The sequence below is a fragment of the Mesorhizobium sp. WSM4307 genome, assembly GCF_007003945.1.
Lineage (GTDB): Bacteria > Pseudomonadota > Alphaproteobacteria > Rhizobiales > Rhizobiaceae > Mesorhizobium.
This window is the reverse complement of sequence record NZ_VFTB01000006.1, coordinates 75,833-101,919: the sequence shown is the minus strand read 5'-3', so window position 1 is coordinate 101,919 and position 26,087 is coordinate 75,833. Positions and strand designations below refer to the sequence as shown.

General features: G+C 65.1%; 27 protein-coding genes. 7 read left to right on the top strand and 20 right to left on the bottom strand.

Annotated features, from left to right (window positions below; all coding sequences use genetic code 11):
• Positions 1 to 9 precede the first annotated feature (9 nt).
• Complete coding sequence (locus tag FJV83_RS15790; protein WP_142885869.1) at positions 10 to 756, bottom strand: GntR family transcriptional regulator; 747 nt, start codon at positions 754 to 756, stop codon at positions 10 to 12.
• Positions 757 to 838: 82 nt separating this feature from the next.
• Here FJV83_RS15790 and FJV83_RS15785 point away from each other — a divergent pair, with 82 nt between their 5' ends.
• Complete coding sequence (locus FJV83_RS15785; protein WP_142885870.1) at positions 839 to 1,375, top strand: autotransporter; 537 nt, start codon at positions 839 to 841, stop codon at positions 1,373 to 1,375.
• A gap of 7 nt (positions 1,376 to 1,382) precedes the next feature.
• Here the strand turns inward: FJV83_RS15785 and FJV83_RS15780 are convergent, their stop codons facing one another.
• The 5 genes from FJV83_RS15780 to FJV83_RS15760 all read right to left on the bottom strand — a co-directional run bounded on the left by FJV83_RS15780 (position 1,383) and on the right by FJV83_RS15760 (position 5,844).
• Complete coding sequence (locus FJV83_RS15780) at positions 1,383 to 2,456, bottom strand: D-alanine:D-lactate ligase-like protein (protein ID WP_095773357.1); 1,074 nt, start codon at positions 2,454 to 2,456, stop codon at positions 1,383 to 1,385.
• A gap of 157 nt (positions 2,457 to 2,613) precedes the next feature.
• Positions 2,614 to 3,489 (bottom strand): SMP-30/gluconolactonase/LRE family protein, encoded by an 876-nt coding sequence (locus FJV83_RS15775; RefSeq protein ID WP_142885871.1) that lies wholly within the window; start codon positions 3,487 to 3,489, stop codon positions 2,614 to 2,616.
• A complete protein-coding gene (locus tag FJV83_RS15770; RefSeq protein WP_142877237.1) occupies positions 3,486 to 4,124 on the bottom strand; it encodes a 2-dehydro-3-deoxy-6-phosphogalactonate aldolase in 639 nt (212 codons plus the stop codon). The genes FJV83_RS15775 and FJV83_RS15770 overlap by 4 nt, the downstream gene beginning before the upstream one ends.
• The gene (locus FJV83_RS15765) at positions 4,121 to 5,080 is read right to left on the bottom strand and encodes a 2-dehydro-3-deoxygalactonokinase (RefSeq protein WP_179296446.1); all 960 of its coding nucleotides are present in this window, start codon (positions 5,078 to 5,080) and stop codon (positions 4,121 to 4,123) included. The genes FJV83_RS15770 and FJV83_RS15765 overlap by 4 nt, the downstream gene beginning before the upstream one ends.
• Entirely contained in the window at positions 5,077 to 5,844 is a 768-nt protein-coding gene (locus tag FJV83_RS15760; RefSeq protein ID WP_095773452.1) for an SDR family oxidoreductase, read from the bottom strand. Before FJV83_RS15760 ends, FJV83_RS15765 begins: the two co-directional genes overlap by 4 nt.
• Before the next feature lie 57 nt (positions 5,845 to 5,901).
• Between FJV83_RS15760 and FJV83_RS15755 the strand changes: the two genes are divergently transcribed.
• Positions 5,902 to 6,093: a hypothetical protein gene (locus FJV83_RS15755; protein WP_142877238.1), complete on the top strand. Its 192-nt coding sequence runs from the start codon at positions 5,902 to 5,904 to the stop codon at positions 6,091 to 6,093.
• Positions 6,094 to 6,111: 18 nt separating this feature from the next.
• Here FJV83_RS15755 and FJV83_RS15750 read toward each other — a convergent pair whose 3' ends face one another.
• The 4 genes from FJV83_RS15750 to FJV83_RS15735 all read right to left on the bottom strand — a co-directional run bounded on the left by FJV83_RS15750 (position 6,112) and on the right by FJV83_RS15735 (position 11,251).
• Positions 6,112 to 7,461 (bottom strand): EAL domain-containing protein, encoded by a 1,350-nt coding sequence (locus FJV83_RS15750; protein WP_095773360.1) that lies wholly within the window; start codon positions 7,459 to 7,461, stop codon positions 6,112 to 6,114.
• Positions 7,462 to 7,670: 209 nt separating this feature from the next.
• Positions 7,671 to 9,488, bottom strand: coding sequence for a GtrA family protein (locus FJV83_RS15745; protein WP_142885872.1), 1,818 nt, complete (start codon positions 9,486 to 9,488; stop codon positions 7,671 to 7,673).
• A 114-nt stretch (positions 9,489 to 9,602) separates the two neighbouring features.
• The gene (locus tag FJV83_RS15740; RefSeq protein ID WP_095788595.1) at positions 9,603 to 10,010 is read right to left on the bottom strand and encodes a GtrA family protein; all 408 of its coding nucleotides are present in this window, start codon (positions 10,008 to 10,010) and stop codon (positions 9,603 to 9,605) included.
• Complete coding sequence (locus FJV83_RS15735; RefSeq protein WP_142885873.1) at positions 10,007 to 11,251, bottom strand: glycosyltransferase family 2 protein; 1,245 nt, start codon at positions 11,249 to 11,251, stop codon at positions 10,007 to 10,009. The genes FJV83_RS15740 and FJV83_RS15735 overlap by 4 nt, the downstream gene beginning before the upstream one ends.
• 223 nt (positions 11,252 to 11,474) lie before the next feature.
• Between FJV83_RS15735 and gshB the strand changes: the two genes are divergently transcribed.
• Entirely contained in the window at positions 11,475 to 12,419 is a 945-nt protein-coding gene (gene gshB, locus FJV83_RS15730; RefSeq protein WP_142885874.1) for a glutathione synthase, read from the top strand.
• Positions 12,420 to 12,600: 181 nt separating this feature from the next.
• Complete coding sequence (locus FJV83_RS15725; protein ID WP_142885875.1) at positions 12,601 to 14,133, top strand: YifB family Mg chelatase-like AAA ATPase; 1,533 nt, start codon at positions 12,601 to 12,603, stop codon at positions 14,131 to 14,133.
• Positions 14,134 to 14,193: 60 nt separating this feature from the next.
• Here FJV83_RS15725 and FJV83_RS15720 read toward each other — a convergent pair whose 3' ends face one another.
• The 8 genes from FJV83_RS15720 to FJV83_RS15675 form a co-directional block, all read right to left on the bottom strand.
• Positions 14,194 to 14,781, bottom strand: coding sequence for a TetR/AcrR family transcriptional regulator (locus FJV83_RS15720; protein ID WP_142885876.1), 588 nt, complete (start codon positions 14,779 to 14,781; stop codon positions 14,194 to 14,196).
• A gap of 130 nt (positions 14,782 to 14,911) precedes the next feature.
• The gene (locus FJV83_RS15715) at positions 14,912 to 15,502 is read right to left on the bottom strand and encodes a DUF308 domain-containing protein (RefSeq protein WP_095773368.1); all 591 of its coding nucleotides are present in this window, start codon (positions 15,500 to 15,502) and stop codon (positions 14,912 to 14,914) included.
• 379 nt (positions 15,503 to 15,881) lie between these two features.
• On the bottom strand, positions 15,882 to 18,065 hold the full coding sequence (locus FJV83_RS15705) for a malate synthase G (protein ID WP_095773369.1): 2,184 nt from the start codon (positions 18,063 to 18,065) through the stop codon (positions 15,882 to 15,884).
• Positions 18,066 to 18,364: 299 nt separating this feature from the next.
• Complete coding sequence (locus FJV83_RS15695; protein ID WP_142885877.1) at positions 18,365 to 20,407, bottom strand: hydantoinase/oxoprolinase family protein; 2,043 nt, start codon at positions 20,405 to 20,407, stop codon at positions 18,365 to 18,367.
• Positions 20,408 to 20,583: 176 nt separating this feature from the next.
• Entirely contained in the window at positions 20,584 to 20,886 is a 303-nt protein-coding gene (locus tag FJV83_RS15690) for a cupredoxin family copper-binding protein (RefSeq protein WP_095773371.1), read from the bottom strand.
• A gap of 58 nt (positions 20,887 to 20,944) precedes the next feature.
• Positions 20,945 to 21,571, bottom strand: coding sequence for a CDGSH iron-sulfur domain-containing protein (locus tag FJV83_RS15685; RefSeq protein WP_142885878.1), 627 nt, complete (start codon positions 21,569 to 21,571; stop codon positions 20,945 to 20,947).
• 111 nt (positions 21,572 to 21,682) lie between these two features.
• Positions 21,683 to 22,054, bottom strand: a complete 372-nt coding sequence (locus FJV83_RS15680) for a hypothetical protein (protein WP_095773373.1) — start codon at positions 22,052 to 22,054, stop codon at positions 21,683 to 21,685.
• Positions 22,055 to 22,196: 142 nt separating this feature from the next.
• Complete coding sequence (locus tag FJV83_RS15675) at positions 22,197 to 22,439, bottom strand: DUF1127 domain-containing protein (RefSeq protein WP_245318143.1); 243 nt, start codon at positions 22,437 to 22,439, stop codon at positions 22,197 to 22,199.
• 230 nt (positions 22,440 to 22,669) lie between these two features.
• Here FJV83_RS15675 and FJV83_RS15670 point away from each other — a divergent pair, with 230 nt between their 5' ends.
• Positions 22,670 to 24,184 (top strand): winged helix-turn-helix domain-containing protein, encoded by a 1,515-nt coding sequence (locus tag FJV83_RS15670; RefSeq protein ID WP_179295947.1) that lies wholly within the window; start codon positions 22,670 to 22,672, stop codon positions 24,182 to 24,184.
• A 93-nt stretch (positions 24,185 to 24,277) separates the two neighbouring features.
• Here FJV83_RS15670 and FJV83_RS15665 read toward each other — a convergent pair whose 3' ends face one another.
• Positions 24,278 to 24,634 carry a hypothetical protein gene (locus FJV83_RS15665; RefSeq protein ID WP_142885879.1) on the bottom strand — a complete coding sequence of 119 codons (357 nt, stop codon included), beginning with the start codon at positions 24,632 to 24,634 and terminating at the stop codon, positions 24,278 to 24,280.
• Between the two features lie 366 nt (positions 24,635 to 25,000).
• On the opposite strand from FJV83_RS15665, the gene FJV83_RS15660 reads away from it, so the two are divergent.
• Together FJV83_RS15660 and FJV83_RS15655 are read left to right on the top strand one after the other, a co-directional pair.
• The gene (locus tag FJV83_RS15660; protein ID WP_179295948.1) at positions 25,001 to 25,180 is read left to right on the top strand and encodes a hypothetical protein; all 180 of its coding nucleotides are present in this window, start codon (positions 25,001 to 25,003) and stop codon (positions 25,178 to 25,180) included.
• A 124-nt stretch (positions 25,181 to 25,304) separates the two neighbouring features.
• Positions 25,305 to 25,682: a YkvA family protein gene (locus FJV83_RS15655; protein ID WP_142885880.1), complete on the top strand. Its 378-nt coding sequence runs from the start codon at positions 25,305 to 25,307 to the stop codon at positions 25,680 to 25,682.
• 93 nt (positions 25,683 to 25,775) lie between these two features.
• Here FJV83_RS15655 and FJV83_RS15650 read toward each other — a convergent pair whose 3' ends face one another.
• Positions 25,776 to 26,084: a UBP-type zinc finger domain-containing protein gene (locus FJV83_RS15650; RefSeq protein WP_095773379.1), complete on the bottom strand. Its 309-nt coding sequence runs from the start codon at positions 26,082 to 26,084 to the stop codon at positions 25,776 to 25,778.
• Positions 26,085 to 26,087 lie beyond the last annotated feature (3 nt).

The window sequence follows — 26,087 nt, the reverse complement described above, 5'->3', positions numbered from 1 at the left end:
CCACAGGCTTCAGACGAAGTCCTGGAGGTTCACGTCCCGCAGCTTGGCTCCGCCAAGCAGCGCCCCGACCAGCTGGTGCTTGAGGGCAAGGCACTGCGAGCGGGAAAGTTTCACGATGCCGGGAACGTCGCTCTTTTCGCAGGCCTGCAGCAATTGCCTCTGCTGTTCGATGATCAGCGGCATGAAATCGCGCGACTTGAAGCCGAGATGAAGCGCCCGTTCCGACTGGTCGAGGATCTGGCTGAGCAGCTGTACCAGCCGCAAATTCTCGGAAAGCTCGGCAATCGCCAGGCGGAAGGCACGGTCGGCCGCGAGGAACGCAACGGGGCTGCGCAGCGTCTCCGGCTTCAGCACCTTTCTCGCCGCCAGCCTGATCTCGTCCAGCCCGCGCTCGGTAATGCCGGTGGTGGCAACCCGGAACACTTCCGGCTCGACCAGGCCGCGCACGTCGAAGATCTCGTTGACATCGCGCAGGGTCAGCGTGGTGATGACATAGCCGCGACGCGGCTCGCTCCTGACCAGCCCTTCCTGCATGAGTCGGGCAAGTGCGGAGCGGATCGTCGCCTTCTTGATGCCGTAGCGCGCCTCGATCTGTTTTTCGGTCAAGGCTTCACCGGGCGACAGGACGCAGGCGACGATGTCGCTCTTCAGCTGTTCGTAGGCCTGTTCGCTGCGCAGCACATCGGCCGTCGACAGCGCCGGCGCCCCGTGCGGGGACGCGGCCGATTTCGATGGCGTGGTTTTGGTCGGCCCCATGCTTCTCTCGCTTCGCGTCGGCCTTGACGCGCATTGGCCATCTTAGTTATGCTCGCTGAGCATCTCAGTCAGGAGCTGTGGCATGCCGCTATTGGCCGACTCCCCTCTCTACCCCGCGATCAGGGATATCGTCAACGCGGCGGCTGGCGCCAATCCCTTCGAGGACGTCAAGGCCGTGCTGAGCGACTATACCAACCGCTTCCATGCGCTCGGCGGACTGGCTCACGAGGAGGAGGACGACGAGCTCTTGCTGCATGCCAGCCCGCAGCTGACGATCTACCACATCACGCTCTCGCCCGGGGTGCAGTATCCGCCACATAACCATCTGATGGACGCCCTGATCGGCATCTATTGGGGCGGCGAGACCAATTTCATCTACCCGCTCGCCGGCCAAAAGGTCGACGAGCCTGAGCGGCAGGATTTTTCGGCGCCCGCGCTGGTGCACATGTCTTCCAGCACCATTCACTCGGTCGCCAATACCGGCAGTGCCCGGTCCGGAGCCCTGCATGTCTATCTCGGCAATCTGCCCGGCACCGACCGCCAATTGTGGAGCCTGGCCGACAACCGGCCGGAGCCGTTCGACAACGCCAGGTACATGGCCGGCGCACGGCCGATATAGGCCGAGCCTAGCCGCCGTGGCGCTCGCCGATAAATCGGCTTGCCGCCGTCTCGGCCATGACGTCGGCAAGCTCCAGGCCCCATTGCCGGCGGCAGTAGGCACGGAAATCGAAGCAGGGAAGGCCGGGGCAGACCTCGAATTCGATCAGGTGAACCGTGTCGTCGGCCTCGACGCGCAGGTCGATGGAAAACACGTCGCGCAGGCCGAGCCCGCCGATCAGCCGCCCGGCGATCGCTCTGATCCTGGCGTCGGCGACCGGCTGGACATCGGCGACGGCGACGAGCTCTGGTTCGGCATAAAATCCTGCCGCCTTCGCCGCCTCGCCGGTTTCGCCGTAGAGCGCCATACTGTCCGCCATGGTCTGGAAATCCGCGCCGGAATCGACAAAGGCGACGCCGAGCGCCTCGACACCGGTTTGCGGCGTCAGTGCGAGAAAGCTGGCGCGCACATTGCGGCCGGCGACATAGGGCTGGACGACGACATCGTCGCGATAGGCGGCGAAGACCCGCCGGCTAAGCTCCAGCGCGTGGCCGAGATCAGCCACACGTGAATCCGGCCAGATGCCGATCTTGGCGCCAAGCCGGTTGGGCTTGACGAACCAGCCGGCGGCGGAGGCCGGCGGCTCGACCAGCCATTTGCCATCACGGGCAAGGCCAGCCTGCGGCGCCGGCAGGCCGAGCGCGCCAAGCACGGCACCGGAGCGGAACTTGTCCTGGCAGAGCGCGAACAGCGAATCATCGGCGCCGATCGTCCGCAACCCCTTGAGCCGGGCCAGTGCGGGAGCCGCGCCGCCACGGAAATAGGCGACGCCGTCGGACAATGTCCAGACCAGCGTGCTCTGCGCATCCGCACCCTCCAGCGCCTCGGCGGCATCGTCGAGCGCCACCGGCGCAAAGGCGAGACCCCGCGCCTCGCAGGCGGCGGCGAGTGCGGCGAATTCGGGGGCGATGTCCGTCGACTGCGCGAGGTAGGATGAGATCTCGGTGGCGCGCTGCGATGGGAAGCCGTCGGCGATCAGACGATCGAAACAAGCCTTCTCCGGCTCGTAGACAAGGATCAGCTTCGGCTTATGCTTTGACATGATGGGGCGGATTCCAGCGGTGCGATGGCTTAGAGCGCGTCGCGTCGAAACGACATGCATTACCATCCCACGGCGCCTGCCATCGGCTTTCGCGAAACCGACCGTGCCGGGCGCTTGCGTGACAACGCCCGCGAAAACAATTACCTGCCGCGGGTGTTCAGGCGATCAGCACGCGCGGTTCGAACCGGCCGTTGACGGGGATATCGACGAGGAAGGTCATGCCCGCCTGCGGATCGAGCTTGCGCTGCTTGTCGTCCTTGCCCTTCCAGGCCGAGGTCACCGCCAGCCGGTCGGCCTTGGCGCCGATAAAGGCCGGACAGGACGCCTGCGTCGCCGGCATGGGAATTTCGCGCAACAATGTGCCATCGGGCGAATAGGCCTTCACCGCCTTGCCCCCCCAGACGGCATTCCACAGGACACCATCGCGGTCGACGACAGAGCCGTCGACGTAGCCCTTCGACGAGCGGTGGTCGACGAACACTTTCGGTTCGCCAACCGGCAGGCCAGTCGCCGGATCGCAGCCGACGCGCATCAACAGGCCGGTCGCGGTGTCGGTGTAGTAGGCGATCGTTCCGTCCTCGGAAAAGCAGATCGAGTTCGACACGGTGATGTCCGAAAACAGGCGGCGCAGTTCGCCCCTAGAGAACCAGTAGATCGAGCCCGCGCCCTTGCTCTCGTCCTTGGCCATCGTGCCGACCCAGAAGGCACCGCAGGGATGGACGCGGGAATCGTTGGAGCGGGTGAGCGGGTTATCGGCCTCGATGGGCGTGTGCAGCGTCATCGTGCCGGTCGCGACATCGCGGACAAAAAGCCCGGTCTCGGTGGCGATCAGCTGGCGCTGCTCGTCGATGATGGCAATGGCGCTGGCCATCTGGCCAAGCTCGTGGATCTTCAGGGCGCCCGTGAGCGGCTTTTCCAGAAGCTGGCCGTTGACGATGTCGAACCAGAACAGCGCACCGGTAGCGGGATCGTAGCTCGGGCCTTCGCCGAGCTGGCAGATGTGATCGGAAAAAATCGAAACCGCGCTCATCATGCTTCTCCGAACACCGCATCCCAGGCCGCAACGGCGGCGTGCGCACGGGCGGCGACGTCGTCGACGCTCATGCCCGGTTTGAACAGGCTGGAGCCCAGGCCGAAGACCGAGACGCCCACCGCCTTGTAGCCGGCAAAGTCCTTCTCCGAAACGCCGCCGACGGCGCCGACCAGGGTCTGCGCCGGCAGCACCGCCCGGATGGCGGAAATGCCTGATGCGCCGAGAGCGCTCGCCGGAAAGAATTTCAGGGCCGAAGCGCCCAGCCGGATCGCCTGAAAAGCTTCCGTCGGCGTGAACACGCCGGGCATGGTCACCATGCCGTAATGCATGGCGCGCGCCATCACCTCGGCATCGATGTTGGGGCTGACCAGCAGCCGCCCGCCGGCCTGGTGCAGGCCGTCGACGTCGGCCGCCGTCAGCACCGTGCCGGCACCGACCAGGGCGGTTTTCGGCAGCACTTGGACAATCCTGGCGATCGACGAGAATGGCTGGGGCGAGTTGAGCGGTACTTCGATCGCCTCGATGCCGGCATCGAACAGCGCCTGCCCCATGGCCATCGCCTCCGTGGGTTTCAGGCCGCGCAGGATGGCGACCAGCCCGCGCTTGAGTTTTGGAAAGACTGCGGTCTCGGTCATGCCAAGGCTCCGGTTCTGGCGATCATGCCGTTTTCGCGCGCGGCTTCGATGAGGCCGGCGCGCACCGCTTCATCGGCGTCGACGGTGCGGACGGCAAGCCCCGCAAAGCCGAGTGCGGCCTGGTAGAGCACAGCGAGCGCGCCCGAGGCAATCAGCACGACGGGCGCATCGCCGGCGCCATAGCGGAGCTTCGCCGAGGCGATCTCGCCGCCGATCAGAAGCCCGGACAGACAGGAAGCCGCATCTTCCGACTTCAGGTCCTGCAGGAGCCCGGCGGCGCGGATGGCAAACAGCTTCGAGGTGACGTCACCGCCCTCGCCGAGCGCGCGTTCGCACCACTGCCGGAAGAACGGATTGCCCGCAGCGACGGGAGCCGGATGCTCGCCCAGCGAATGTTTGAGGATGGAATGCGCTGAAAGCACCGAGAACAACTCGCCGGTCGGCCATGTGCCGAAGCCGGCAACCGCGCCGTCCTCGACCAGCACCCATTTCGAATGGGTGCCAGGCATGCAGGCGAGATGCCGCCCCTTCGGCGGCAAACCGGCGCCGGCAAGCTGTGTTTCCTCACCGCGCATGACATCGGGCGCATCGGCCAGGCGCTGGGCAAGGCCCGGCACGATGCGGATGTCGCGTTTCTGATCAGCCACGCGGGCGGCACCGCCGAGGATGGCGCCGATCGGCGCCGGCACGCTCACATAGGGCGCCTCGATCCAGCCCTGACGGGAGCCGGCCATGCCGCAGATGATGACGGGCAGTGTTTCCGGCGCGCCCAGGGCGGCCAGATGGCCTTCCAGAACGTTCGAAAAACCTTTTTCGCGCGCGGTGATCAGGCCGTCATCGCCGCGGCGCTCGGCAAGCACCTTGCCGCTGCCGTCGATCAGCCATGCGCGAAGCCGGGTCGTGCCCCAATCAAGCGCGGCTACCGCCGGCATATCGCCGGCAAATTCCGGGCTCACAGAAAACCTCCGTCGACGATCAGCATCTGCGCGGTCAGCATGCGCGAGGCATCCGAGGCCAGGAACAGCACCGTGCCGACCATGTCGTCCGGGCGCATGACCTCCTTGATGCACTGCTTGGCGACATGGGCTGCAAGCGCCCCTTCGGTCACCCAGCGTTCCTGCTGCCGCTCGGTGATCACCCAGCCGGGCGCGACGGCGTTGACGCGGATACGGTCGGGCCCGAGCTTGCCGGCCAGCCCTTTGGTGAGGCCGAGGATGCCCGCCTTGGCGGCGGTGTAGGCCGGCATGTCGGGATGGTTGATGAGGTAGGATGTCGAGGTGAAGTTGATGATCGAGCCGCCGCCGGCCCGCTTCATGCCCGGCGCCACCGCCTGCGCGGTGAAGAAATGTGGTCTGAGGTTGATCGCCTGGTTGTTGTCCCAGAACTCCACCGTCACGTCCTCGACGGCGTGGCGCTCGTCCCAGGCGGCATTGTTGATCAGCACGGTGACATCGCCATGCGCCTGTGCCGCCTTGGCCGCCGAGGCGCGCAGCGCCTCGATGTCGCGCAGATCGGTCTTGAGATAGAGCGGCCGCCGGCCGAATTCCTTCTCGATGCGGTCGGCAAGCAGCGTGCTCGGACCCTCGGCGATGTCGATGAAGGCGACATTGGCGCCCTGGCGCACGAAACCCTCGGTCAGCGCCGCGCCGATCCCGGAACCGCCGCCGGTGATCAGCACCGAGGCGCCCTTGAGGTCGGCAAAATCCGCCGATGGCATCATCTTTCTTGTCTCCCAGCGCATGACCCCGAAAATCGGATCGATTTTCGGATAGGGATCATGCGCAAATACAAGTTGCAACAGCGTCCTTTGCGCGTCCCAAGGACGCACGGCGCTGTAGGCGTGAACGGCGCGCATCCTAGCCACGCAAGTCGCGCGGGCAAGGGCGAAACGTCGGATTTGCAGGCTCATGTCGGACAAAACGACAATGCGCCGCAGTGGAAGCGCGCCGCGACATCGGCGGAATGCTGACTACGTCGAAATCGCCGGTCAGATCGCCTTGGCGCGCAGGGCGCCGCGGAAGGAATCGCGGAGATAGCCGAGCGTGGCGTCAGCATCGACCGGCTTGCCAAAGAGATAGCCCTGCCCGCCGGCGCAGCCGAACTGGACAAGGCGATCGGCCTGCGCTTCCTCTTCGATGCCTTCGGCGACCACATCCATGCCAAGCCCTTCGCACATGGCGAGAATGGCGCGGATGATGTGTTCGGACGGGCGGTCGTCGAGAATGGAGGAGACGAAGGCGCGGTCGATCTTGAGCTTGTCGAAATGGAATTCGCGCAGGCGGCCGAGCGAGGACTGGCCGGTGCCGAAATCGTCGAGCGAGACGCGGATGCCGACGCGACGCAGATCCTCGACGATCTGCGCGGCCGAGGCCGGGTCGTTCATCAGGCCGGTCTCGGTAATCTCGATCTCGAGGCGGCGCGGATCAAAGCCGGTGCGGTCGAGGATCGCCAATATGTGCAGGCCGGTGTTCTGGTCGACGAGCTGCGAGGGCGACAGGTTGAAGGACAGGAACAGGTCGCTCGGCCAGTTCCTGGCCGCCTCGGTCGCCTTGCGCAGCACGAGCTGCGACAGCGGGCCGATGATGCCGCGCTCTTCGGCGATGGGGATGAAGACGGTCGGCGGCACGGCGCCGAGGTCCCGATCGGTCCAGCGCGCCAGCGTCTCGAAGCCGATGGTGCGGCGCGTGGTGAGGTCGACGATCGGTTGGAAATGCGGCTCCACCTCGCCGGCCGAGACGGCGCGGCGCAGCGCCTGTTCGATGCGGGTGACGCGCTTGGCCGCCTCTTCCATCTCACGGGTGTAGACGACGACCCGACCACGGCCGGAGCGCTTGGCGTGGTAGAGAGCCGTTTCGGCCTTGTTGATGAGGATCTCGGTGGTCTCGTCGCCGGAATAGAACAGCGAGCAGCCGACCGAGGCCGACAGCCTGGCGGTGCGTTCGCCGACATCGTATGGCGCCGACAGGATCTCGATCAGCATGCGGGATTTTTCCGCCGCCGCTTCCTCGGAGAACACCAGCGGATAGAGGAAGGCGAATTCGTCGGCGCCGATGCGGCAGACCGTCGAATGGCCGTCCATCGAGGCGCGCAGCCGCATGGCGACCTGGATCAGGATGTCGTCGCCGGCCTTGTGGCCGAACAGATCGTTGATCGGCTTGAAGCCGTCGAGGTCGAGAATGCCGACGGTGAAAGGCGCGGGATCATCGGCGCGGTCGCTGATCAGGCGATCGACCTTGTCGAAGAAGCGGCGATGGTTGCCAAGCCCGGTCAACGGATCGGTGAAGGCCAGATCCGTGCTCTCCCTGTTTGCCTGACCGGTGCCAAACGGAGTTTGCATCGGTGTCCCTGTTTTTGACGTCGGAATTTATATCGGAGACTGGCAGCAAACCCTTTAGGAAACGTATCTCGAAAATCGATTTTTTGCGGACGGGACACGATCCGGAAAACGCAATCCGGTTTCCCCGGCGATGTTGCCGCGGCAAAGAGCCGGACGCCCAGGGAAAGCCGGCTAAGCTGAGCGTCAAACCCTTGTTTTCGCGGTGATTTTCAGCCGCCAAGCTTGACGCGATAGAGCTCAAGCAGGGGCCTGCCCGTCTCCGCCACTGGCTCCAGCCAGTCCGGCACGTCGCCGCGCGCCAGCCTGGCCAGGAATCCGTCAGGCGCCCTGCCGACGAGCAGGCGGGTTTCCGGGTTGCCACGGCAGAGCGCGACAAGCCCGACATGGTGGCTTTCGACCACCGACCTGGCATCGGCGTCCGATCCGAGGAAGGTATCGAGTGCAAGCAGGTTTCCCGCGACGTTGCGATGATACGGCCCGGCGAAAACGCGATGTCCGGAATAGGCCAGGATGGGCGAGCCGAGATTGGAAATAGCGAGCACGGTGGTGTCCGGCAGCTGGCTGAGTGCCGCGAACGAGGTCTTGCCTTGGCAGTTCCCATTGACACTGGCGCCGTTGACGGCCGCACCGGTTTCGAAGGCGCTTGACGCAGCCACGGCCGCGCACGCCCAGAGTGCGTTGACCGAGACCAGCCAGGCCGCGGCCACCCTGAGCGCGGAGCCGCGCGACGGGCTGGCTTCGGCCCGCTGCCGCCATTTGGCGATCCAGGCGCAAAGCGGGATCACCGCCAGGGCAATGGAAAAGGTCGAGCCGCGCACTTGCCAGGCACTGACCAGGAACGCCACCACCAGCAGCGCGCCAACGAGGCTGTCCTGCCGCCGCGAGCCGCCACGGCCGAGGCCAAGCGCCATCAGCAGGATCGCCACCAGTGGCGTGGCAAAACGCTCTACCACCGCGACCCGATTGTAGATGACAAGCTTGTACAGCGACTGCGCCTCTTCGATGTTATCGAGCCATAATTCCCTGAGGCGCGGATCGAGGTTCGCATAGGGGGCCGCCAGGCATTGCGGGAAAAGCGACACCACGACAGCGGCAAGCACCACGCCAAGCAGGCCGAGCGCCACGAGACGCCGGCCGAGCGTGGCGTTGGCCATATCGAGCGATGCCACGGCGGCGAGGCCGCATCCGGCGAGCGCGGCCACCACGAACTGCACTGCCGAAAAGGCATCGCATTGCGGCTGGCCCCAAGCGGATGGAGCGATGGTGGTGACGAAGACCAGCCCTGAAACGCCGGCAAAGCCAAGGCCGAAATCCCTGGCGATCCGCCCCTCGCCGCCGGGGTCGGCGACAAACAGCAAGGCAATGCACGCGCCGATGGTGGCGACGTAGGGCGCCGTTTCCATGCCGACCGCCAGCATCAGCGCCGCGCACAGGCCCGCGAGCAGCGCGGCCCAGCGCTGCACGGGTGCATCGAGCAGCAGGCTCAGGCAGGCCATGGTCAGCGTCAGCTGGACATTGTGATGATCGAGCGAGCCGGGCGAAAAGATGCCGATGAAATGCAGCGCCGCGGCGCCGATGACGACGGCCGGCAGCACGGCGGCGGCACCGGCGAAACTGCGCGCCGCGCGGGCGGTAAAGAGCAAAGCGAGGGAGAAGAGCAGTGCCGGCCAGAGCACCTCGGCGATTGTCTCGGCCCTTGCCATGCTGCCGGTCAGCGCCGAGGCTACGAGAACGATGGCGGCAAGCGGTGCGTCGACCAACCGCGACCAGTGCATGACGAAGCCGCCTTCGAGACCCATCCGGTACTGATGCAGGTCGAACCAGCCCTGGCCGGCCAGCATGTCGCGAACCTCGACCAGGCGCAGCAGATTGTCATTGTCGCCGCCGGCGTCGGTCAAGTCACGGAATCCGCTGAGAGCGCTGACGGCAACCATCACCAGCGTGGCGACGAGCACGAGCGCGAGGTCGTTATACCGTGACGGACGTGGCGTGGCCTCGGCGGAGATCATGGTCTTGGCAGGAGTCACGGACGGCCTCTGGGCGATCTTTTCGTGCCGAAAGTTATCGCGAACTCACTGCGCAAATCTTAAACCAGCCTTGCGCTTCGTCGCATCGCGCCGGCGGGGCGCCGTCGAATGCCTTCACGCGGCTCTTTGATCGTCGCGAAACACCCAGACCGACGAGAGTACATAGCTCGCGGCGCTTGCGGCGATCGTGATGATGGCTGACATGATCAGCGGCGAGGCGGAAAATATCGACACCGCGACATGGGCGGACAGGCCTGCAAACCCTGCGCAGACCAGCTGGGTGGCGAGATACCGTGGCAGAGCATGGGCGTGGTCGTGCCGTCCCTCGAACGTCCAGCCACGCTGTGCCGAATACGCCACGACAAAGGCCAGCATGTAGGCGATGACGCTTCCGACGAATGGCGGCATCCCGGCCGACACCAACGCCCATGACAGTACGAAGAGCAGCAGCGCCGCGCCAATGCCGACGATGACAAATCGGACAAGCCGTATGGCGGCGAATTTTCGTAGAAGCCGGCTCATTTTTCAGCAGGCGCGGCGGCTTCGCCTGATCCGCCGGGCTGGCCGGCTTTCAGCCGCTTGACCGGAATCTCCAGGACACCGAGCAGGAATGCCGAAAAGAAGGCCTGGAACGAAATGACGATCAGGCTCAGGCCCAGCACGACGATGCGCGGGATTTCGGAATCGGTCAGCGGGCCGAAGCCAAGATGCGCCCAGCGCAGCACCGCATAGCCGAAGAACAGGACACCGCCGGCAAAGCAGATGCCGGCATTGGCGGCAAGACGGTCGGTGCTGATGGTCCTTCTCAGCCAGTCGGACCCGCGGCTGCGCGGCAGGATGCCGGTGATCTCGGCATAGTATCGCGATATGGCGCCGAAGGTGATGAGCTGGATGCCGGTGATGATCATGAAGCAGGCGGCGACGAAGGTGTTGAGGTCGAGCGAAAGATTGTCGATCACCCGCAACGGTCCAAACACCAACAGGGCCGCGAACAGCATGCCCAGGCCGCACAGCGCCGCGCCCGGGATGAAGAACATCCAGCGCGGATTGTAGACGAGCAGGAATTTGAGATGCCGCCAGCCGTCACGCCAGGTCCTGAGATGCGGGGGGCGGCTGCGGCCGTCGGGCTTGAGCGTGGTCGGCACTTCCTCGATGCGCAGCCCGGCAAGCGCGCTGCGCACCACCATTTCGCTGGCGAATTCCATCCCGGTCGTCTGCAGGTCGAGCTTGCGGATGCTCTCGGCGTTGAAGCCGCGCAGGCCGCAGTGGAAGTCCCCGGTCTTGATGCGGAAAAACAGGCGGCCGACGAAGCTCAGCACCGGATTGCCGAGATAACGATGCAGCGGCGGCATGGCGCCGGTTTCGATGCCGCCCTGGAAGCGATTGCCCATGACCAGGTCGGCGCCGTCGCGCAGGCGCGTCATGAAGGCATCCAGCGCGCCGAAATCGTAGCTGTCGTCGGCATCGCCCATGATGATGAAGCGTCCCCTGGCGGCGGCGATGCCGCCCAGCAGCGCCGCGCCATAGCCCTTCTGCGCCACCGGAACGACACGGGCGCCGCCCTGGGCCGCGATCTCCTGCGAGCCATCGGTGCTGCCATTGTCTGATATCAGCACCTCACCCAGGATGCCGGCCTTGTCGAGGAAGGCCCTGGCCTTGCCGACACAAACGGCCAGCGTCTCGGCTTCGTTGAGGCACGGCATCAGGATGGTGAGTTCAAGCTGGTCGGTCGCGGCGGCGCGGATGGCGGTGAGCGCGTTCATGGTCGTTGTTCCATCGAGGACCCCCATCCGGCGCCTGCCGTTGGGGTATTCGAGGCTTATTCTTGTACGGCAAGGCTTAAGAAAACGATGACGCGGCCCCTTGCCTTGTCGCGATCGGGCTGGCGGGGGTTGCGTCCTGCCGTTGCCGTTCTTCAGACGTCGCGATTGGCAGAAGGCGCGGCGACCCTTATATCGCTCTCGTCGACTGCGCTGGGGACCCGCCATGAAGCTGAAAATCGCCGTCCAGATGGACCATATCTCCACCGTGTCGATCGCCGGCGACACTTCGTTCGCGCTGTCGCTGGAAGCGCAGAGGCGGGGCCATCAATTGTTCCACTACACGCCCGACCGGCTGTCGCTGCGCGACGGCAAGGTGTTTGCGCGCATCGAGGAATTGCAGGTGCGCGACGAGAAGGGCAGCCATTACTCGTTGGGCGAGAAGGTGCGCACCGATCTGTCGGAGATGGACGTGGTCCTGCTGCGCCAGGATCCGCCCTTCGACATGAACTACATCACCACCACCCATATCCTCGAGCGCATCCACCCGAAGACGCTGGTGGTCAACGACCCGGCCTGGGTGCGCAACAGCCCGGAAAAGATCTTCGTCACCCAGTTTGCCGACCTGATGCCGGACACGCTGATCACCAAGGACAGCCAAGAAGTCGCCGCCTTCCGCAAGGAGTTCGGCGACATCATCGTCAAGCCGCTCTACGGCAATGGCGGCGCCGGCATCTTCCATCTGCACGAGGCCGACCGCAACCTCGCCTCGCTGCTCGAAATGTTCGGCCAGATGTTCCGCGAGCCCTACATCGTGCAGCGCTATCTCAAGGACGTGCGCAAGGGCGACAAGCGCATCATCCTGATCGACGGCGAGCCGGTCGGCGCCATCAACCGCGTTCCGGCCGAGCACGATTCCCGCTCCAACATGCATGTCGGCGGCCGCGCCGAAAAGACCGAACTGACCGAGCGCGAGCGCGAGATCTGCGCCCGCATCGGGCCGTCGCTCAGGGAACGCGGCTTCATCCTGGTCGGCATCGACGTCATCGGCGACTACATGACCGAGATCAACGTGACCTCGCCGACCGGCGTGCGCGAGGTGCAGCGCTTTGGCGGCGCCGACATCGCCAGCCTGTTCTGGGACGCGGTCGAGGGGAAGCGGCGCAAGTAGGTCGTTTTCAGTCGTATTAACCATGTTCCGCCTTTTCAACCGGGCTCAATCCGGCTGCAACCAGAGCGATTGCCTTGTTCTCGTAATGTTCTTGATTTGACCGGCAATCTGTGATTGTCTTCTGCCGGGGCCACGTTCCAGGCCTATCGCATGGGTTGCGGCCCATATCCGGGGTGGGAAAATGGTGGCGCGGGTTCGCACGGTCGCTTTCCAGGGCATCGAGGCCGTGCCGGTCGACGTGCAGGTGATGATCGCGCCCGGCAAGGTCGGCATGCAGATCGTCGGGCTGCCCGACAAGGCGGTGGCCGAAAGCCGCGAGCGGGTGCAGGCCGCGCTCCATGCGTCCGGCCTGTCGATGCCGTCGAAGAAGGTGACGGTCAATCTGGCGCCGGCCGACCTGCCCAAGGAAGGCAGCCACTACGATTTGCCGATCGCGCTTGGCCTGATGGCCGCGCTTGGCGCCATTCCGGGCGACATGCTGGCCGGTTATGTCGTGCTTGGCGAATTGTCGCTCGACGGCACCATTGCCGCCGTCGCCGGTGCCTTGCCGGCGGCGATCGGCGCCAATGCCGAGGGCAAGGGCCTGATCTGTCCGTTCGCCTGCGGGCCGGAAGCGGCGTGGGCCGGCAAGGATTTCGACATTTTGGCACCGCGCAGCCTGATCGCCATCGCCAATCATTTCCGCGGCACGCAGGTGCTGTCGCGGCCGGAGGCCGGCATCCACGCCGCGGCGCGCGACCTGCCCGACCTTGCCGACATCAAGGGCCAGGAGACCGCCAAGCGGGCGCTGGAAGTGGCGGCGGCCGGCGGCCATAATCTTCTGATGGTCGGGCCGCCCGGATCGGGAAAGTCGATGCTGGCGCAGCGGCTGCCGTCGATCCTGCCGCCCCTGATGCCGAAGGAATTGCTCGAAGTCTCGATGATCGCCTCGGTGGCGGGCGAGCTCGGCGAAGGCAAGCTGACCGACCGGCGGCCGTTCCGCGCCCCGCACCATTCGGCCTCGATGGCGGCGATGGTCGGCGGCGGGTTGCGCGCACGACCTGGCGAAGTGTCGCTTGCCCATCACGGCGTGCTGTTCCTCGACGAGTTCCCCGAATTCACGCCGCAGACGCTGGATGCGCTGCGCCAGCCGCTGGAGACCGGCGACTGCATGATCGCGCGCGCCAACCACCGCGTCACCTATCCGGCGCGCATCCAGCTGGTGGCGGCGATGAACCCGTGCCGCTGCGGCATGGCTGGCGAGCCGGGCTATCGCTGCCTGCGCGGCGAGCGCTGCCGCACCGATTACCAGGCACGCATTTCCGGTCCGCTGCTCGACCGCATCGACCTGCGGATCGAAGTGCCTGCGGTCTCGGCCAGCGACCTGATAAGGCCGGACCGGGCGGAGAAGAGTGCTGATGTGGCGCTGCGCGTGGCACGCGCCCGCACCCTGCAGCGCGAGCGTTTCGAACGGCTCGGTGTGACCAGCGCCACCACCAACGCCCATTGCGCCCCCTCCGTCATCGAGGAGATCGCCATGCCCGACGCGTCAGGCCTGTCGCTGCTCAAGGACGCCAGCGAGAAGCTCGCCTTTTCGGCGCGGGCCTACCACCGCGTGCTGAAAGTGGCGCGCACGCTTGCCGATCTCGACGCCAGCGAAACCGTCGGCCGCATCCATCTGGCCGAGGCGATCTCCTATCGCATGAGTTCGGAGCGCGTGGCGCAGGCGGCGTAGGCGAAGGCATCGGCAGCTACGCCAGGTCCGTTTCTCCGGGCCGATCCATCTTTGCCCGGATCAGTCGGTCGCGGGGATCAACTTCTGAAGCGTCGGCGTCAGGATCATGCCGAAGGTCAAGACATCGCCATAGGCTCGCGCGGAAAGCATTGCGCCATGCACGGTCGCCATGAAGGCCTCGGCCTCAACGCGCGGCGAAGCGGAAATTGCCAGCGTGCCTTTTTCGGCACCGCGCTCGATGACGCCAGTCAGCCATCCCGAGAGAAACTGAAAATACGCCCGGACTTCAACGGCAAGCTCCGGTGGAAGGGCCGGCAGCTCGCTGGCAAGCAGTGCGCAGACGCAGAACGGCATGCTCGCATCCTCGATGCACCGGGCCCAGATGCCGGCATAGGTGCGAAGCAACTCCGGCGGCTCGGGGACATCGCGCTCGAGCCCTGCCATGCCCGTGACGGCATCCTCGAGGTAACGCTTGAGAAGGGTCTGCACGAGGTCGACCTTGCTGGGGAAATGGTGATGGATGCTGGCTTTGCGGATGCCAACCACCTCGGCGATATCGGCGTAGCTGAAGCCATTGTAGCCGCCGGCGACGATGAAGCTTCGCGCGGCGGCCAGGATCTCATCGGCGGTGTTCGAAGGCTTGCTCATGACTTGCTCCGGCGGAGGGCTCCTCTGCACTTAGAGCGGTTCGCCGTTTCATGGAAACCGGCGAACCGCTCTAACTCTTGTTTTGACGCAATTCCCAAGGGAAAGCGCTCACACTTTTCCTGGTATTATCCTAACCTGCGACCCGCGGTGACTTGCGAAGGATGTCGCCGACCGACAGCCATAGAGCGGACACGAGGAAGTAGAAGGCGCCGAACGCGGCATAGGGCGCAACATTGGCGATGCCAATGATCTCCGTGCCGCCGGCCATCTTGACGAAGAAGAGACCCGCCAGCGCCGATTGGGCGCCGCTCAGGATCATCGGCCATTGCGCACCGTTGGTTTTCCAGCGCCGCGCCGCGGTCAGGAGCTGAAACACGCCGGAGACAACGGCCCAGACGCCGTAGACCGAAAGCACCGCGTTCATGCTGTGACCGAGCGCGATGGCGACGGCAATCGTGGCGAGGATGCTGACGGCGAAGTTCAGCAACTGCGACTTGTTGCGGCCGAGCCCGCCGGTACGCTGGGCGTCGATGTAATTCGCGAGCGCGTCCCATGCAGGGTAGGCAACCAGCATGGCGGCGGCGAGCGGCGGGCTGCCTTTCGCGACGGTGAAAGCCACCGCAACCCAGGCCGCCGATACGGCAAACCGCAGATAATAATAGCTTTTGAGCCAGCCGTTCGATGTCGCGGCGCGGCTCTGATCATTCATTTGTCCAGACATGGTGGGGATCTCTCGTTTCACTTCCTACCAACTAGTAGGTAGCCCAGTGACCGTCAAGGCGCCTGGAAACGATTGCCGGTCACCTCGGCATCGCATTTGTGTGATCGGCGCTCGATCTCGTGGCGCCAGTTCGCTGTCCAACCAATTGTAGCGCCGCCCCTCATCCGCCTGCCGGCACCTTCTCCCCGTATAGTGACGGGGAGAAGGGAGCTGCTGCGCCCTCGGCGCTCTTCTTGCGACATTGGTGATTGGCGAATCGGCGATAGAAGCGTCTTTCTCCCCGTCACTACGGTGTCACTACGGGGAGAAATGCCCGGCAGGGCAATTGAGGGGCAGCGCGGACCGACGATACTTGGTCGACCCGTTGCGTCAGGCCGTTTCAACGCAAATCCGCTTGATCCTGCTTCGCCTTCAGCTCCAGCCGCCGCGCGTGCAGCACCGGCTCGGTATAGCCGTTGGGCTGGCTGGTGCCCTTGAACACCAGGTCGCAGGCGGCCTGGAAGGCGATGGAAGTGTCGAAATCCGGCGCCATCGGCCGGTAGAGCGGATCGCCGACATTCTGGCGGTCGACGATGGCCGCCATGCGCTGCAGGGAATCGCGCACCTGGATCTCCGAGCACACTTTGTGGCGCAGCCAGTTGGCGATGTGCTGCGAGGAGATGCGCAGCGTGGCGCGGTCTTCCATCAGCCCGACATCGTTGATGTCGGGCACCTTCGAGCAGCCGACGCCCTGGTCGATCCAGCGCACGACATAGCCGAGAATGCCTTGCGCATTGTTGTCGAGTTCGCGCTGGATTTCGTCCGGCGTCCAGTTCGGCCGCACGGCCACCGGCACGGACAAGATGTCGTCGAGCCTGGCCTTCGGCCGGTTCTTCAGCGCCGCCTGCACGGCGTGCACGTCGACCTTGTGATAGTGCGTGGCATGCAGCGTCGCGGCCGTCGGCGACGGCACCCAGGCGGTATTGGCGCCGGCCTTGGGATGCGCGATCTTCTGTTCCAGCATCGCCGCCATCAAATCCGGCATCGCCCACATGCCCTTGCCGATCTGGGCATGGCCGGCCAGCCCGCATTCGAGCCCGGTGTCGACATTCCACGCCTCGTAGGCGGAGATCCAGGCGGCCTGCTTCATGTCGCCCTTGCGGATCATCGGGCCGGCTTCCATCGAGGTGTGGATCTCGTCGCCGGTGCGGTCGAGGAAGCCGGTGTTGATGAACACCACGCGTTCCCGCGCGGCGCGGATCGCCTCCTTGAGGTTGACGGTGGTGCGCCGCTCCTCGTCCATGATACCCATCTTGATGGTGTTTTTCGCCATGCCGAGCAGCGCCTCGACCCGGTCGAAGATCTCGACGGCGAAGGCGACTTCCTCCGGCCCGTGCATCTTGGGCTTCACGACATACATCGAGCCGGCGCGGGAATTGGCGCGGCGGCCTTTCGGCCCGACATCGTGCAGCGCGATCAGCGCCGTCAGCGCGGCGTCCATGATGCCTTCGGGCACTTCGTTGCCGTCGCGGTCCAGGATCGCCGGATTGGTCATCAGGTGGCCGACATTCCTGACCAGCATCAGCGAGCGGCCGGGCACGGTGAGCTGGCCCCCAGCCGGCGCGGTGTAGGCGCGGTCGGGGTTGAGCTTGCGGACAAACGTCTTGCCGCCCTTGCTGATCTCCTCGGCGAGGTCGCCTTTCATCAGGCCGAGCCAGTTGCGGTAGACGACGACCTTGTCCTGCGCATCCACCGCCGCGACCGAATCCTCGCAGTCCTGGATGGTGGTCAGCGCCGATTCCAGGATGACGTCGGCAATGCCCGCCGGATCGGTGCGGCCGATCTGGTTGGCGCGGTCGATGACGATCTCGACATGCAGCCCGTTCTTCACCAGCAACACGGCATCGGGGTTGGCGGCGTCGCCGCGATAGCCGGCGAATTGCTTGGGATTGGCGAGTGTCGTGACACCGGCACCCTCGCCCAGCCGCAGCATGCCGTTGACAAACGACAGCCCGTTGACGCCGGCCCATTTGCCCGAGGTGAGCGGCGCCGACTGGTCGAGAAAATCCTTGGCCCAGGCGATGACCTTGGCGCCGCGCGCCGGATTGAAGCCCTTGCCCTTTTCGGCGCCGCCGGTCTCGGGAATGGCATCGGTGCCATAGAGCGCATCGTAGAGCGAGCCCCAGCGCGCATTGGCGGCATTGAGCGCATAACGCGCATTCATCACCGGAACGACCAGCTGCGGACCGGCGACGACGGCGATTTCGGGATCGACATTCTCCGTCGAGACGCTGAAGGCCGGCCCCTCGGGAACGAGATAACCGATCTCTTTCAGGAAGCCCCTGTAAGCCTCCATGTCGACGGGCGCGCCATTGTCGCGATACCAGCCGTCGAGCTTTTCCTGCATGGCGTCGCGTTTTTTGAGCAGCGCCCGGTTCTTGGGCGCCAGGTCGTGGACGACGGCCGAAAAACCATTCCAGAACGCATCGGCGGCGATGCCGGTGCCGGGCAGGGCCTCGCCAGCCACAAAATCATGCAGCTCGCGGGCAATCCGCAATCCGGCGATCTCGATGCGAACGGTCATCAGTTTGTCTCCAGACGAAAGGCTCGGGCGCGCCTTTGGCATGTCAGGTCTACAGGGTCAATTCGGCTTAAGGTGAAGGGGACCTTTAGGCAAGGTTGGCGAAGCAGCCGATCTCCCTCCTTGTGGGGGAGATGCCCGGCAGGGCAGAGGGGGGCGTGAAGGATCGCAACCTTTACCCTGTGATCGATTTGAGACCGGGCCAAAAGGCTTGATTGAAAACCACTGATAGGTCGGCGGGACAGCGCCCCCCTCTGGCCTGCCGGCCATCTCCCCCACAAGGGGGGAGATCGCTCTCATCCTCACACGGCGATCCTTGGCCGTCCCGAGGCCACCGCCACCACATGCGCTTCGATGAACATGCGCTGGGCTTCCACCGTGGAAACCTTGAATTCGGTCGCGACGTCGATCTCGGCATTGTCGGTGCCGGCGTCCCGGGCGCGCCCGGCGACGATGGCCCGCACATCGGCCTCGGCGGCCGCGATCGCCGCCGCCTCGTCGAGGAAATCACGCACCGTCTCACCCGAGGCAAGCCGGAACAGCCCTTCCCTTGGCTGGCTGACCCGCGCCTCGGCCGAGACCCTGACCTGGCCGACGACGGCGCCAAGCGCGTTGGCGACATCGGTGTCCTCGGGCACCACGCAGTCATTGCCGACCAGGGGCGCCAGGCCGGCATAGTGCAGCGGCGCCGAGGCGCCGAGGCCGATGACAGGGCGGTCGAGCGCGACGCTCAGCCGGGCGATGCCGGGATGGGCATCGACGGCACGCTGCACAAGCGCGTGTGCCACTGTCGCCGCGCCATCGAGCCCGTCCTCGGCGAAGGCGGTTTCGAGTATGTATTCGGCCGACCAGCGCGTCAGCGTCACCAGCACGCGCTCCGAGATTATCTCCGGCGACCCGGCAATAGGCTGGCCGCGGCCGTCGCGCTTGCGGGCGAACAGCTCGGCGCCGAGGCGCGCGGTTGCGGCATCCCAATTGGCCTGTTTACCCATCACATGCGCCGCGTCCGAGGGGGTGAAGCCTGAGATATGCACCAGGCCGCGCGAGACCAGCCGGTTCAAGGTGGCGTTTTGGGCATTCGACGTCAGCAGCCTGTCGAGGGCCAGCGGGGTCGCGCCGATCGCCTCGTAAAGCCGCGCTTCCGGAGCGGTCAGCCCGGCGGCAAGCCTGTCCGGCACGCCGGTGCGCACCGCGAAGCGGCCGTCCATGCGGCCGGGATTGGGCGAACGCAGCTGGCGTTCGAGCTCCGATTTGACGGCCTCGCCATGCGCCATGCCAGCCAGCGCCAGCGGCACCAGGCGGCGCGGCCCAAGCAGGATCTTTGGATTGAGCGCGCCGTCCTCCAGCGCCACTTCGGAATCGCCGCCAAGGCCGAAGGTGCGCATGGCGACCGCCTCGACCATGGTGCGGAAGCCGCCGACGGTGGCGCCTTCGGGATCCAGGCGCGGCCGGCCCTTGTCGAGCACGGCGACATCGGTGGTGGTGCCGCCAATGTCGGAGACCACGGCGTTGTCGAGCCCGGTCATGTGGCGGGCGCCCACCAGACTGGCAGCCGGACCGGACAATATGGTCTCGATCGGCCGCTGGCGGGCGAACGCCGCCGAGACCAGCGCGCCGTCGCCGCGCACCACCATCAGCGGGGCGGCGATGTCGCGGGCTTGCAAAAACCCTTCGGTCGCGGCCACCAGCCGGTCGATCATCGAAATCAGCCTGGCGTTGAGCAGCGTGGTCAGCGCCCGGCGCGGGCCGCCGAGCTTGGCCGACAGTTCATGGCTCGCGGTGACCGGCAGGCCGGTTCTGTCGCGGATCAGCTCGCGGGCGGCGATCTCGTGCGCCGGGTTGCGGGTGGCGAAATAGGCGCACACCGCAAAGCCGGACACCGAGGCGCCGAGTTCCGGCAAGGCCTCTTCCAGTTCTGACAGATCAAGGTTGGCGGCATTGCCGTGGACATCGTGGCCGCCCAGGCAAAACACCACCGGATCGGTGCCGAGCGCCGTCTTCAGCCCGTCGCGGGCGAGGTCGGCTTCGGAAAAGCCGATCATGACGAGCGCGACGCGGCCACCCTGGCCCTCGACCAGCGCATTGGTGGCAAGCGTCGTCGACATCGAGACCAGTTTGATCGCGGCCGGATCGGTGCCGGCCTTTTCGAGCACCGCGTCGACCGCGCCGGAAATACCAACGGCGAGATCATGCCTGGTGGTCAGCGCCTTGGCCTTGGCCAGCACCTTGCCCTTGTTCGGCCCCTGCTGCGGGCCTTCGGTCTCGGACCACAGCACGGCATCGGTATAGGTGCCGCCGGTGTCGATGCCGAGGAACAGGGGTTTTGGCTTGGTCTTGGCGGTCATTGGCAGTCCGGGCGGTGGGGAATTTTGCTTCCCCGCCCTTAGCCTATCGCGGGCGGCCGATAAAGCCACGAGCGCTGGGCCAACACGCGATGACCGCAATAGGCGCCTCGATCTGCCTTTGGGAGGAGATCGGCGGCCTTGACCGCAGTGCCAGGGACCATCTGGCGAGGATGCCGCTATTTGGCCGTGACAATGCCCTTCATCGAGCTGTGGATCGCACAATGGAATGGATGTGCGCCGGCAGCCGATACCTTGACCTTGGCGCTCTTGCCGGTGGCGAGATGGCCCGTGTCGAAGGAGCCGTCGAGCGCCGTGGCGGTGTGCGTCATCGGGTCGGCATTGGTGAAAGTGATGGTATCGCCAACGGCGGCCGAGATTTTCGCCGGGTTAAATTTCATGCCCTTGATCTGGACCGCATGATTGGCGGCATAGGCGGGCATGGCAAAGGCAAGCAGAGCAAGAACGAGCATGGTGCGCATGATGGATTTCCTCCTGAGCGCGAACCCTCATCCTGCACTAACGCTGGCGAACGGCCTTTTATCCCACGAAGCCGATCTTCTTATGCGTATTGTCACAAAACGGCTTGTTGGCCGAATGGCCGCAGCGGCAGAGGAAGGTGCGTTGCGTGCGGTCGATCGTGTGGCCGGTGCCGGTGACGATCTCGACATTGCCTTCGAGCTTGAGCGGCCCGTTGGTGGTCGGCGTCACTTTCAGCGGGCCATTGCGCGCTTCGAGCGCCGGCGCGTCCTTCAGCGCCGGTTCGCCGGTGGCGGTGAAGCCGGCCTTGCTGTGGCTGCCGTCGCAGAACGGCTTGTTTTCCGACGCGCCGCAGCGGCACAGCGTGGCGCGATAGAAGGTTTCACCGTCGAGCACGATCTCGGCATGCACGGCGAGCGGGCCGTTTTCGCGCAGCCGCACGGTGTTGACCACCGGCGGCTGTTCCTGCGGCCCGCCATCCTTCCTGACATAGGTGATGGCGCCGGACGGACAGCTTTCGGCTATGGCGACGATCTTCTCGACACCGGCCGCGTCGGGATGAATCCATTGTCCCGGCGCGTTGGGCTCGAAGACATGCGGGTCGCCGAGCACGCAATTGCGCGAGTGGATGCAGCGCTTGCCGGAAAAGCCGACGTCGATCTTCCCGCCCTCGACCGTGCCTGCCATTGCCGTGCTCCTCTTGCCTGGGCCGCCTCGCGGCTGAACAGACGCGGCGCGCTTTGGGTATCGGCACAGGCTATGGCTCCCATGGGGAAAACCGTCAAGCTGGCAAACCGGTCAGGGGACGAGATTGATCTCCTCGGTCTCGCCGCCGCTGCAGGTGTAGCAGCAATCCTCGCATTTTTCCTTGTTGCCGGGGCCGACGCCCCAATAGGTGCCCTCATCGCCATCGACCCAGGCGCCGTAGCAGATCGATTCGCCCTCGTTGCAGGAGATCGGCAGCGACTTGGTCTCGCCGTCATCGAGATAGAAGTCCTTGCCGTTGCCCGGCCAGACATAGTCGCGGTCCTGGCTGTAGAGCTCGAGGCGCATGGCGTTGGGATGGCTGTTCTTGACGGCGAAGGTGACGTCGCCGGCATGGGCGGCTGGTGCAAACAGGATGGCGAGAGAAAACGCGGCGGCAAGCCGGCGCGCTGGTATGAAAGACATGGAAACCCCCGATGAAGAATCGGCCCCCACGGCCGATGGGGTCATCATGCCATGACGGGGGCCGGTGCTAAAGGGGGATGACGACAATCCCTGAAATAATCGCAGGAGTTAAACGACGAACCGGCGCCATTGCGCCCTTCGCCTATCGTTGCCAGAAAGGCAGCTTGGCGATCTCTTCATCGACCTGCCGTCTGGTCAGGCCGATATCGTCGATCAGATGCGGGTTGACTTCCGAGATCCGCTTGAGATCCCAGCGAAAGCGTGTCTGTTGACGCCAGGCCGCGATGGTGTTGCGCAGGGTGGCAAGGCTGTAGCGCCGGCGCGATGCCTGCCCCATTCCCCGCCGCACTGCCCGATGGGGAGCCGATGCAAGAATATTGGTCATGACAACCTCCATATGGTTTGGCGCCCACAGGCTTGAGAATGGGCGGCCTTCGATCTGAACGAGGCTGAATTCTGCAGGATATGAAGGGCGCCGTAATTAAGCCCTGCCAAATAGTTCTCAAAAGTTCCAAACATGCCCTAACGCGTTGTTTTGGCGTCATTCCCTGAGAAAGGGCGGTGCGCTTTTTCCCGGTGAAACCGCCTCACACTTTTCCCGGAATTGCTCTATAGATGCGCCCTATGCAGGGATCGCGCTTTGCCTTTGGTCCGTTCGTGCTTGATCCGGGGGCGGGAACGCTGCTTCGGAACGACGATCCCGTTGCCGTCGGCTATCGCGGACTGAAATTGCTTGCCGCGCTCGTCGGACGGCCCGGCGAAATCCTTGAGAAAGCCGAGCTGATGGACGCGGCGTGGCCTGGGACGGCGGTCGAGGAAGGCAACCTCACCGTCCAGATCGCGCAGCTGCGCAAGCTGCTTGGTTCGCCCGCCGATGGCGGCGAATGGATATCGACGGTTCCGCGCGTCGGCTACCGCTTCACGGGCGCCATCGAACAGCTTGATCGCGTGAAGCGAAAACCCTTGCCGCTGCCGGACAAACCATCGATAGCGGTGCTGCCTTTCGTCAATCTCAGCAACGACCCCGAGCAGGAGGCCTTCGCCGACGGGTTGACCGAAGATTTGATCACCGACCTGTCCAGGGCCCCGGGCCTGTTCGTCATCGCGCGCAACTCGACCTTTGCCTACAAGGGCAAGGCGATGGACGTGCGCGCGATCGCCGAGGAACTTGGCGTGCGCTACCTCCTGGAAGGCAGCGCCAGACGCGCCGCGGGGCGCGTGCGCATCAACGCCCAGCTGGTCGACGCGATAAGCGGCGAGCATTTGTGGGCCGAACGCTTCGATCGCGGCCTGGACGATATCTTTGCCGTTCAGGACGAGGCCACGGCCAAGATCGTGGAGGCGCTGCTCGGACGGCTGCGGGCGCCGCCGCCACGCAACCGGCCGACAAATCTCGAGGCCTACGATCTGTGCGTGCGGGCGCGCAAGCTGATCGACGAATCACCGCAGACGGCACGGGAAGCGCATCTGTTGCTGACGCGCGCGGTGTCCCTCGATCCGGACTACGCCGAGGCCCATCGCTGGCTTGCCATGAACCACTGGATGGGATGGGTGCATTGGGGCGAGCCGGTCGAACCCAACCGTCGCATCGCCCTAGACCTGGCGCGCAAGGCGGTGGCGATCGATCCCAACGATGCCGGCTGCCGTTGGGTGCTCGGCAATCTGCTCGCGTATGAGCACAGTTTCGAAGAGTCGGATGCCGAATTCGCCAAAGCGTTCGAACTCGACCCGAACGAGGCCGACGCCTGGGCGACCTTGTCCGACATCGCGGTGCTGGCCGGAAAGGTCGAGGAAGGCCTCGAGCATATCCGCAAGGCGTTCCGGCTCAATCCCTATCCGGCAAGCTGGTACTATCTGACGCTCGGCGAGGCGCAATATGCGGCGCGCGACTACGAAGCCGCCGTCGAGACCTTGCGTCGGGAAGAGACCTACCGGACGAGCTCACGCCGCTTCCTGGCGGCGAGCCTGGCGCAACTCGGCCGGCTCGACGAGGCGCGCGCAGAAGTCGAATTATTCCTCATCGGCAACCCGCATTTCACGACCAGCTACTGGGTCTGGACGGAGCCATTCCGCGATACCGCAATGCGCGATCATTTCGTCGATGGTTTTCGCAAGGCCGGTCTTCCCTAAAGCGCTCACACTTTTCTTGGAATTGCTCCAGAGCGTTTCCGGACGGAGACCGTTTCACAATTTCCTGGAATTGCCCTGGTGATGCCCGGCCAATCACGGCACCAGATCGATCGTCTCGGTCGTGTGTTCCACGCAGATGAAGCAGCAGGTGTCGCAAGGCTGGTCGTTGTCAGGCCCGACGCCGGCCGAGATCTTGTCATTGCCGTCGACCCAGGCACCATAGCAGATGCGCTCACCCTGATTGCAGGACAGCGGCACCGATTTCTGGGAGGTCGGGTCGATCAGGAACACCTTGCCGTTGCCCGGCCAGACCGTCTCGCGGTCGCGGCTGAACAGTTCGACCGCAACCGCTTCCTTGCGCAGGTTCTTGACGAAGAAGGCCATGTCGGCGGCCTCGGCCGAATTGGCGCAGACCAGCGCCGCGAGCACGGCCACACGAAACAGCGTCACGGTCGGACCTCCCGAATCACCGCCGCAGAATCGCATGGCCGCCCATGCCTGTCGCTGGCTTTTGGAACTATTTCACGGAAGGACCTTCCGCCCTGATCTGCCGCCCCAGCCGCGCTGGCCGGCCGGCTCGACGAGGCGCGCGGCTTTGCCGCCGCGATCCGCAGGACATTGCCGGACTACCGCGCCGACGATTTCATCGGCACGTTCCGCTTCGATGCGGACGCCGAGGCGCTGTCCCGGCAAGGCGCAAGGCGCATCGGGCTCAGCTGATTTCGCGCTTGCAGCCCCGTTAACGAAGTCGGAAGGAGTTGCTTAACAGTTCGCCTCTATGTGACCCCTCGGGGGGTCCATGGCAAAGTGAGTATGATGAGCGACAGCCCCGACAAGCGCAGCAACGAATGGCGCGCCATTCTTCATATACAGGCTCGTGTCGCCGTCCTGTTCGTTCCGGTGGTGGCCAGCCTGCTGCTCATAGCCGCGCTTGCCGGCAACGAACGCAGATCCGTTCCCGATGTCGACCGGACGGTCACCGGCTCGGTGCGATAGGCGGCACAACAGCCGGCCGCGAACCCGTGTTGGGCGGACGTGCATGTCGAGGGCCGCCAACCATCCTGCGAGGCGCTCAGCGTGCGCTATTGGGCGCGTCATCCTTTGGCGCTAAGGTCATCCAATGGCAACATTGAGCGAATGGGCCCGGGCGATCAAGCGCGACGTGCATGCGCTCTACCTTGCCGCGCGCGATCCGCGAACGCCGTGGTACGCCAAGGCGCTTGCCGTGTGCGTCGCGGGCTACGCCTTGTCACCAATCGACCTGATTCCCGATTTCATCCCCGTGGTTGGATACCTCGACGATGCGATCCTGGTGCCCTTGGGCATCCTTGCCGTGGTCAAGATGATACCGCCCGAGGTCATGGCAGAACACAGGCAGGCCGCCGCCCTTGCCGTCGACAGGCCGGTGAGCCGCGGCGCGGCGCTGATCATCGCCTGTATCTGGGTTGCTTCGGTGGCGCTGGCGGGATGGCTGGGGTATCGGTACTTCGTAGGCTGATCCTGAAGCCGAGTCCCGTCGCCTGGAAACAGCCCGATCGCGTTCGCGAACGCGTCCTTGAGCAGCGCCGGCCCGGCTGCGTGGCACGGCGCCTCAATAAAAGCGCGGGATCGGACCGTTCTGCGGCGTCGTGCGGTCGCCAAGGTCGAGAAAGACCTCGTCGACATAGCACCAGCCCCAGCCTTCCGGCGGATCGTAGCCCTCGATGACGGGATGGCTGGTGGCGTGAAAATGTTTGGTTGCGTGGCGGTTGGGCGAATCGTCGCAGCAGCCGACATGGCCGCAGGTGCGGCAGAGCCGCAGATGCACCCACCACGAGCCGCTCTTCAGGCATTCCTCGCAACCGAGCGCGCTCGGCGTCACATCCTTGATCCCGGCCGCATGCCTGCATTCGTCCGCCATCGC